Source organism: Ignatzschineria cameli (assembly GCF_003121895.1).
In the GTDB taxonomy this organism is placed as follows: Bacteria; Pseudomonadota; Gammaproteobacteria; order Cardiobacteriales; family Wohlfahrtiimonadaceae; genus Ignatzschineria; species Ignatzschineria cameli.
On record NZ_QEWW01000019.1, the window covers coordinates 1 to 8,877 of the forward strand.

6 protein-coding genes are annotated in these 8,877 nt (G+C 46.2%); all 6 read left to right on the forward strand.

Annotated features, from left to right (window positions below):
• Positions 1 to 398: 398 nt before the first annotated feature.
• The 6 genes from prfB (at position 399) to DC077_RS10425 (ending at position 8,316) form a co-directional block, all read left to right on the forward strand.
• Positions 399 to 1,500, forward strand: a protein-coding gene (gene prfB / locus DC077_RS10400; protein ID WP_239990261.1) for a peptide chain release factor 2 whose coding sequence is annotated in 2 segments (ribosomal slippage) — positions 399 to 473 and positions 475 to 1,500 — 1,101 coding nt in all. Because the reading frame shifts where the segments join, the coding sequence is not laid out codon by codon here.
• A 395-nt stretch (positions 1,501 to 1,895) separates the two neighbouring features.
• A complete protein-coding gene (locus tag DC077_RS10405) occupies positions 1,896 to 3,197 on the forward strand; it encodes an MFS transporter (protein WP_109202449.1) in 1,302 nt (433 codons plus the stop codon).
• 128 nt (positions 3,198 to 3,325) lie between these two features.
• Positions 3,326 to 4,684 (forward strand): DNA repair protein RadA, encoded by a 1,359-nt coding sequence (gene radA / locus DC077_RS10410; RefSeq protein WP_109202450.1) that lies wholly within the window; start codon positions 3,326 to 3,328, stop codon positions 4,682 to 4,684.
• A 203-nt stretch (positions 4,685 to 4,887) separates the two neighbouring features.
• Positions 4,888 to 6,135, forward strand: a complete 1,248-nt coding sequence (locus DC077_RS10415) for a sugar transporter (RefSeq protein WP_109218039.1) — start codon at positions 4,888 to 4,890, stop codon at positions 6,133 to 6,135.
• A 121-nt stretch (positions 6,136 to 6,256) separates the two neighbouring features.
• Positions 6,257 to 6,883, forward strand: a complete 627-nt coding sequence (locus DC077_RS10420; RefSeq protein ID WP_109202452.1) for a LemA family protein — start codon at positions 6,257 to 6,259, stop codon at positions 6,881 to 6,883.
• Between the two features lie 95 nt (positions 6,884 to 6,978).
• On the forward strand, positions 6,979 to 8,316 hold the full coding sequence (locus tag DC077_RS10425; protein WP_109202453.1) for a TPM domain-containing protein: 1,338 nt from the start codon (positions 6,979 to 6,981) through the stop codon (positions 8,314 to 8,316).
• The last annotated feature ends 561 nt before the right edge of the window (positions 8,317 to 8,877 follow it).

Here is an 8,877-nt window from a genome sequence, read left to right on the forward strand (position 1 = left end):
CGAATGATTGCCATCTGCCGGCGCACGATTTATGGAAGAACGCGATAGTAAGGACCGGCAGCGTTCAGCCTCTTCTCTTTTGATGAATAATTTGATGAATGATTCTTAAAAAGATTCATTGAACGGCAGGGCCGACTATTTCGTTCTTTTAACCTGTGCATGCCCGCCAATTGGCATCTTCGATGCCATCTGCCGGCGCGTGATTTATGGAAGAACGCGATAGTAAGATCCGGCAGCGTTCAGCCCTTGTTGTTTCAAAACAATTATTCAATTTTTCAACCAGAAGTGCCTATTTCATTTATCAGTTAATGCTAAATCACGTATAATAGCCTCCCTCCCAACTACTGATCCCGATCTAAGGGATCTATTAACTGACGATAGATGGAGTAATTATCTCGATGGAACTTATCAATACACTCAATCACACCATTAAAGATCTCTCCGAGAGAGCCGCTGACCTTCGGAGGTATCTTTGACTTCGATCTCAAGCAGGAGCGCCTCACTGAAGTTTTAATGGAGCTAGAAGATCCCAATATCTGGTCTGATAACCCCGATAAAGCACAAAAACTTGGGCAAGAACGCGCAACACTTGATGATTTTGTCAATGGCATGTTAGCACTGCAAAGCGGTCTCGATGATGCCAAAGATCTCGTTGCTTTAGCAAAAGAGGAGAATGATGAAGAGACCCTTTTGATGATTGAAGCAGATCTGCTCGATTATCAGAAGCAGATTGAGCAATTTGAATTCAAGCGTATGTTTAGTGGTGAGATGGATGCAAGTAATGCATTTATCGATATCCAAGCAGGTGCCGGCGGTACCGAAGCGCAAGATTGGGCTTCGATGGTGCTTAGAATGTATCTGCGTTGGGGCGAACATCATGGTTTTAAAACAGAGTTATTGGAAGCCTCTCCCGGCGATGTTGCCGGCATCAAATCCGCAAGTATCCGCTTTGAAGGGGATCATGCTTATGGTTGGTTACGCACCGAAACAGGGGTTCACCGCTTAGTACGTAAATCTCCTTTTGATTCCAATAATAAGCGTCATACCTCATTCTGCTCAGTCTTTGTCTCCCCTGAGATTGATGACAATATTGAGATCGATATCGACCCTTCAGATCTTCGAGTCGATGTCTATCGCGCCTCGGGTGCCGGCGGACAGCACGTTAACGTGACCGAATCAGCTGTTCGTATTACCCATATTCCCACCGGCGTCGTTGCTCAATGTCAAAATGAACGCTCGCAGCATCGTAATAAAGATGTCGCAATGCAACAATTACGTTCAAAACTCTATGAACTAGAGATGCAGAAAAAACGTGATGCCGCAGAAGCACTACAAGACTCTAAAGCTGATGTGGGCTGGGGAAGTCAAATTCGCTCCTATGTGCTCGATCAAGCGCGTATCCGTGATCTTCGAACAGGCTATGAAGTGGGTAACCCTCAACCTGTGCTCGATGGCGATCTCGATGACTTTATCGAAGCCAGTCTTAAGATGGGATTATAAGTTACCCTCAGCAAAAACAGAGCATCATGGAAGATGTTACAATATGCTCGAAGCAGAAATGAAACAGGAACGAAAAAGAGAGAAAAAGAGAAAGAGTAGTGAAGAAGAGCGATCTTATCACTGCTCTCTTTTTTCGGTCTTTATTATATCTTTTTATAATATTTTTTATAGTATATTAATGCATTGAAAATAATGTAGTAAATGTAATGCACTAGGCAATGCACTAAATGGAATCTATCAGGTGCAGTGTATAGGTGTGATGCATCAAATGAATGCATCAATCTATAGATCATGAATCAAGGGGCATCAATCTGGGCGCTTTGATCAATGCACGCACTCAATAATCATAGTAATAACAGCAATAAAATAATCGAACAATAGGAATTTTAAAAACAATGTCAACAATAGAGAATCGAGAGATTATCAACCCCCAACCCAAAGGATGGTATTACGGCTGGACCATTGTAATCGCTGCCGCCCTGCTAACCATGTTTACAGTAGGAATGCGGATGAGTATTGGCCCCTTTGTGATTCCGATGAGTGAAGGATTGGGGATGAGCCGCAGTACACTCTCTGCCGTTATCGCTTTCGGCATGCTGATCTATGGCTTTGGAATGCCGGTCGCAGGCTTCTGTGTCAATCGCTACGGGACACGCACCACCTTAATATTGGGGGCCATTATGGTCTCGATCTCCCTTCTCTTAACGGTCTATAGCAGCAATATTTGGATCTTTGCCTTCAGTTACGGAGGGTTACTCTCCTTTGGACTAGCATTTACCAGCCCTGTTGCCTTTACTCAATTGATCAGTAGCTGGTTTATCGCTAAACGGACCATGGCGCTACTCTTTCTTTCCACCGGATCGATGGCGGGCATTGCGATTTTAACGCCCCTTTTTAGTCAGACTATCCAATCTTTTAGCTGGGAGAGTACCTTAATCGGCTATGCAGTTCTCTTCTCCATTGCCACCCTATTCGTTGCTTTTGCCATTATCCGAGGAACGCCACCTGTGTATGGTGATTTAACAACAGAACGTGAGATTGAAGCGCATCAAGCCAAAATAAGTGCTCGACAAAAGTTGATGAAGGGGGAGAGTTATCGCTTACGAGAGGTCTTCTCAACCTACCCTTTCTGGCTCTTAGTGGTCGGCATCTTTGCTTGTGGTTTTAGTATGAGTCTTTTAGGTACCCATGCTGTGCCGATGTTGATCGATCATGGTTTTAGCCGCGATGTGAGTGCTTTTGGCGTTAGCCTTATCGGTTTAGTGGCAATCTTTAGCACCGTGATGTTAGGAAGAATCAGTCCCCATGTTGATCATAAATATATGTTAGTGGCGATCTATGCTGTTCGCGGTGTTGCCTTCTTTTTACTGGTGATGGTATTAACGCCATGGCAGCTCTATACCGTCGCGATTGTTGGCGGACTTGTTTGGGCAGGAAATATGGGAATCTCTTCAGGTATGCTTGCCGATATCTATGGCGTAAAATTGGTGGGAATTCTCTATGGACTTGCCTTTATTGGTCATCAAATTGGCGGAACATTAAGCGCATGGCTCGGTGGCTGGGCCTATGAGACCTTCGAATCACACTTTATTACCTTCTGGCTGGCAGGTTTCTTTCTTCTTGTTGCCGCTGCAACTTCAATGATGCTCCCGAAAAAGGCGCAATATGAGCGCTCGATCGCTAAAATTGCGCGATAAAGGATGCTACAAAAGAGCGATCTGATCCTTCCCACATCGGGGATACCTTGTGGTAAACTCTCTACCTAGATCGAGCAAACAACATCTGAGCTACTACCTGAGCTGCTACTATCTGTAAGGAGAAAACGATGAGCCGAGCCAAAACCCAATTTGTCTGTCGTGATTGTGGTGCGATCGCCCCTAAATGGGCGGGACAATGTTTAGAGTGCAAAGCGTGGAACTCCATTGAAGAGATGGTTGTAGAACAGACACCGACGCGCCTATCGGGCTATTCAGGAACGGCCGGAGCCACCGGTGTACAGATCTTAACCGATGTGCAAAAAGAGAAGCTCACTCGCTTCTCCACCGGTCTCAATGAACTCGATCGCGTCTTAGGGGGCGGATTAGTCTTCGGCTCTGTTGTCCTAATCGGGGGCGATCCGGGGATTGGTAAATCCACCATCCTGCTCCAGAGCCTTATTCATCTGAGCCATCAGGGGAAAAAGGTACTCTACGTTACGGGGGAGGAATCCCCGAGCCAAGTGGCATTACGTGCAGAGCGCCTTCAACTCGATGGCTCTAAATTACAGCTGCTATCTGAGACCAATGTGGAGAAGATTCTCCGTGTTGCTGAGCCGATGGATCTTGATGTTATGGTGATCGACTCGATTCAGACCATCTTCACAGAGCTCCTCAACTCCGCGCCGGGAAATGTTGGTCAGGTCCGAGAGAGTACTGCGCTACTCACCCGCTTTGCGAAACGAACCGGCACCTCTATCTTCCTTGCCGGTCATGTGACAAAAGAGGGAGCGATTGCCGGCCCGCGCGTCTTAGAGCATATGGTCGATTGCGTTCTCTACTTTGAAGGTGAGGTAGATTCGCGCTTCCGGATTATGCGCTCTTATAAAAATCGTTTCGGACCACTTCATGAGATCGGCGTCTTTGCGATGACAGAAACCGGACTGCGCCCCATCAGTAATCCTTCAGCCATCTTCCTATCACGCCAACCAGATCGCAGTTCAGGAAGTGTCATTATGGTCACTCGAGAAGGGACGCGTCCTCTTTTGATCGAGATTCAATCTTTAGTGGATGATTCTCTCGGAGGACAACCGCGTCGAGTGACACTCGGCTTAGAGCAAAATCGCTTAACGATGCTCCTTGCTGTTCTCCATCGTCATGCAGGAATTGCTATGCTCGATCAAGATGTCTATGTCAATGCGGTCGGTGGTGTGAAGGTGACAGAGACCGCCTCAGATCTAGCGGTCATTGCCGCAGCTTTATCGAGCTTTCGAAATATTATTCTCCCATCTGATCTCGTTATTTTTGGTGAGATTGGTCTTGCCGGCGAAGTACGCCCTGTTCCTCACGGTGAAGAGCGCTTGAAAGAAGCAGCAAAGCATGGCTTTAAACGGGCGATCGTTCCTATCAGCAATCGACCTAAAAAACCGATTCCCGATATGGAAGTAATTGGTGTTACTAAGATTAATGAGCTGATCGATCACCTCTAGTCGATCATCTCTAATGATCGCGTTGACAATCCGCGCTGACAATCACTATTGCTAAACATTGCTGACTATTGCTGACTATTGCTTAACTATTATCACTCTTCTGCCCCGCTTTCACCTTAAGTGGGGTAAAATAGAAAAATGGCACTTTCGATCCTATCGATGCCAACGATTTTGAGCCATTAAAAGAAGGAAGATCTAGCCTTATGACCGCGCCACCCGCCGTACCCCTTGAGCAGAATCGAAATGAGAATCAACACTTTAATCTCGCTTGGATTCGGGTAATTGCCTTAGCAATCGCCGCCTTTGTCTTCAATACGACAGAATTTATCCCAATCGCCCTCTTAACTGATATCGGAGCAAGCTTCGATCTACCGGCAGAAAAGGTGGGGATTATGATCACCATCTATGCCTGGGTTGTGGCGCTCGCCTCACTTCCATTGATGCTACTGGTAAGTCGTTTTGAACGAAAACGGCTTCTCACCTTTATCTTTATTCTCTTTGTGGTGAGCCATCTTGTCACCTTTATGGCCTCTAGCTTTACCATCTTAATTATTGGTCGGGTGGGCGTTGCTCTCTCTCATGCGGTCTTCTGGTCGATCACGGCTGCGCTTGCTATTCGTGTTGCTCCCTTAGGGAAAAAGTCACAAGCATTGGGGATTTTAGCTACCGGCACGGCACTCGCCACCGTCTTAGGGATCCCTCTTGGACGTATTGTCGGGCAGCTTGTCGGCTGGCGTTATACCTTTCTTCTCATCGGTATTGCCGCACTTCTCACCTTAATTGTGCTCTATATTGTTCTTCCTCGCTTACCGAGCCAAAATGCAGGATCTGCGAAGAGTCTCCCCATTCTCTTTAAGCGTCCGGCACTTGTGGGGCTCTTCTTTTTAACCGCCATTGTTGTAACTGCTCACTTTACTGCTTATAGCTATATCGAGCCCTTTAGTGAAACGATTGCAAAAATCTCTCCTAATAAGATCACTATTTTACTCTTAATCTTTGGGGGTGCCGGGATTCTGGCCAGTATTATCTTTAGTAAGCTCAACAATCAACATCCTCTCTCCTTTCTTCCTCTGTCGATTTTTGGGCTCGCGCTCTCGCTATTGCTCATTATGCCGAGTACCTATCTGCCCGATGGGTTACTCTATCTCTCCCTCTTTTGGGGGATCTCGATGACCTGTATCGGCTTAGTACTCCAGCTCAAGGTGTTAGAGCTAGCCCCGGATGCGACCGATATTGCCATGTCTATCTTTTCCGGCATCTTCAATATCGGCATTGGTGGGGGTGCTTTAGTGGGAACTGTGGTCATTAGCCAGATGGGCCTTACAAGTCTCTCTTGGGTTGCTTTTGCCATCAGCCTTGTCGCTCTTCTCTTGACTCTATTTCTCTTTATCCGTTATCGTGCGATCTTTATTAAAGCGAGTCAGACAACGAGTGATGTTATTATCCATTGATTTTATACATTGATCATTCACTAATCGTTTCTTGATCATTTATATTTAACCCTATTTACCATTTTCTACCCTTTCCATCTTAACCATCATCGATCAAAGCGCGATCGATCGGAGAATTTAAATGAGTGAAAATAGTCCAACGACAAAGCATAACCTTCCTCTCAACTGGGCCTTTATTCCTATCGCCCTAATCATTATCATTCTCGGCTTTGTCGGGGCGGGTTACTACAATAGTGTGCAGAATCTTGATGAAGAGCAGAAAGCGGCTGCCGCTGAGGTGATCAATCAATATAAACGCCGAGCTGATCTGATCACAAATCTCTCCAATACAGTCAAAGGATATGCTAAACATGAAGAGCAGATCTTTACCGATATTGCCAAGGCGCGTGCCTCACTCAACAATATGGCGATCTCTCCGGCAGATTTAGAAGATCCTGAAAAGCGCATCGCTTACGAAAAAGCAGAAGCAACCTTACGGACGCAACTCTCTCGCCTCTTAATGATTGTTGAGAATTATCCAGATCTTAAAGCGAGTCAGCTCTATCAAAACTTGATGATTCAACTTGAAGGAACAGAGAATCGTATCGCCGTTGCGCGCAATCGCTATATTGATGCAATCCGCAACTACAACACTACAATTCGTCGCGTCCCTTATCTCTTTATTGCAAAAATCTTCGGCTATCGCCCAATTCCACAATTTAATGTGGATGATCCGATGATCGATCAAGCGCCTGTTGTTGAGTTTTAATATATTTAACGATCCAATACCCACTAGAAATGCCCCTTAGGAATACTCGTTAGGAATACTCGTTAGGAATCCCCATTAGGATATTAGGTGATGTGATGTGTAATAGAATAGAAGCGATGCGCTCCCCCTCTTCTCATCATGATCAGAGCGGTCATGATGCTCATGAGATGTCCCAAATCGGGAGAAAAGATTCTCTCTCATCACACTCATCACTCTTATCGCTCTTTCTGCATCTTCCGCTCTATCTCCTCTTAATCCTGCTTCTAAGTACTTTTTTTGCACTACAACCGATCTCGGCAGAGGGATTATCGCGCTCTACCATCAGCAAAATTGAACAGAGCATTCCTCGCTTAGATGATGGGGTGATGGATTATGCCGGGCTTCTCTCTACAGCAGAGAGAGCAGAGATCAATCGTAAAATCTGGCAACTTGAGAAGCATTCCGGATCGCAGCTTGCCGTCCTTATTCTGCCCGATCTTCAGGGGAATGAGATTGTTGAATATGGCGTTGCGGTAATGGAAGCGTGGCAACTAGGAAGAAAAGGGGTTGATGATGGGGTTCTTCTTCTCATTGCATTAAAAGAGCACACTATGCGTATTGAGGTAGGTTATGGCTTAGAGGGGGCTATTCCCGATCTGATTGCCGGTCAAATTTTAAATCAGTATCTAACGCCGGCTTTTCGTGCGGGGAAATTTGCCGAAGGGATTGAGCTTGCTGTCGATGCGATTATTGCCCAAATTGAGGGAGAGCCGCTACCATCGCTCAAGGAGGTTCCTTTAAGTGCATCTTCAAATAGTGATGAGGTGGTTGATTGGGATCTGACGCTGACCATTATCGTTATAATCATAATGGTCTTCTCCCCCTTTCTTATTCCGCTGATACAGCGATTACAGCAACGCCGGCAACGAAATGCGCACTCAAAAGGGATGATTTTTGATACGCAAATGGATCATCATGCTCCTCAAAAGCAAGATTCTGCCACGATGCATCAAGAATATTGGCGTGATTATGCCGATCAGTATCGCAGTCAATCTCACAATTCTTCTCGCAATTCATCTCATCCCCTACCCAAAACAAAAGAGAGAGCGACTGGGAAAAAGAGGAAGATCAGTTGGGCTATGGCATTTTTTCAATCGTTACCGAGTGCAATCTTTATCGGCTTTTTTGTCACAATCACATTTCATCTAGCGGCAGGGATTATCATTGCACTTCTCCTGCTCCTCTTTCAGACAGCGGGTTTAGCGTTAGGTTTTATTCGCGCGCCCATTAAGATCCAGGGCGGCCGCGGTGGTCGTGGCGGAGGAATGGGTGGCGGTATGGGTGGTGGTTATCGCGGTGGAGGGCGATCAAGTGGCGGAAGTAGCCGAAGTAGCGGAGGCCGAAGCGGAGGTGGCGGTCGAAGCGGTGGCGGTGGCGCAACAGGGGGTTGGTAACCCTAATCTACGGCGAAAGAAGATCTTCTTATTTGTTGAAATAATATAAGCTGAACGCTGCCGGATCTCACTATCGCGCTCTTCCATAAATCATGCGCCGGCAGGGGGCAATCGTTCGATTGCCCGAATAGTTTTTATCTTTATAAATGTTGATGAGTTACCGGAGATGACCGCTACATCCTTCCACAGTTTGCATGCCGGCAAATATCGCTACTTTAGATATCATCCGCGGTGCTGAAAGCACCAAATGGCGGGCATGCAGTGGCGAAAAGAACGAAATAGTCGGTTCCCGCCGCTCAATAAACCTTCTTAAGAATCGTTCATCAAATTATTCATCAAAAGAGAAAAGGCTGAACGCTGCCGGATCTCACTATCGCGCTCTTCCATAAATCATGCGCCGGCAGGGGGCAATCGTTCGATTGCCCGAATAGTTTTTATCTTTATAAATGTTGATGAGTTACCGGAGATGACCGCTACATCCTTCCACAGTTTGCATGCCGGCAAATATCGCTACTTTAGATATCATCCGCGGTGCTGAAAGCACCAAATGGCGGGCATGCA

Coding starts and splice junctions, on each gene's coding strand:
- DC077_RS10405 (WP_109202449.1), top strand. CDS start 1,896: ATGTCAACAATAGAGAATCGAGAGATTATCAACCCCCAACCCAAAGGA.
- radA (WP_109202450.1), top strand. CDS start 3,326: ATGAGCCGAGCCAAAACCCAATTTGTCTGTCGTGATTGTGGTGCGATC.
- DC077_RS10415 (WP_109218039.1), top strand. CDS start 4,888: ATGACCGCGCCACCCGCCGTACCCCTTGAGCAGAATCGAAATGAGAAT.
- DC077_RS10420 (WP_109202452.1), top strand. CDS start 6,257: ATGAGTGAAAATAGTCCAACGACAAAGCATAACCTTCCTCTCAACTGG.
- DC077_RS10425 (WP_109202453.1), top strand. CDS start 6,979: ATGTGTAATAGAATAGAAGCGATGCGCTCCCCCTCTTCTCATCATGAT.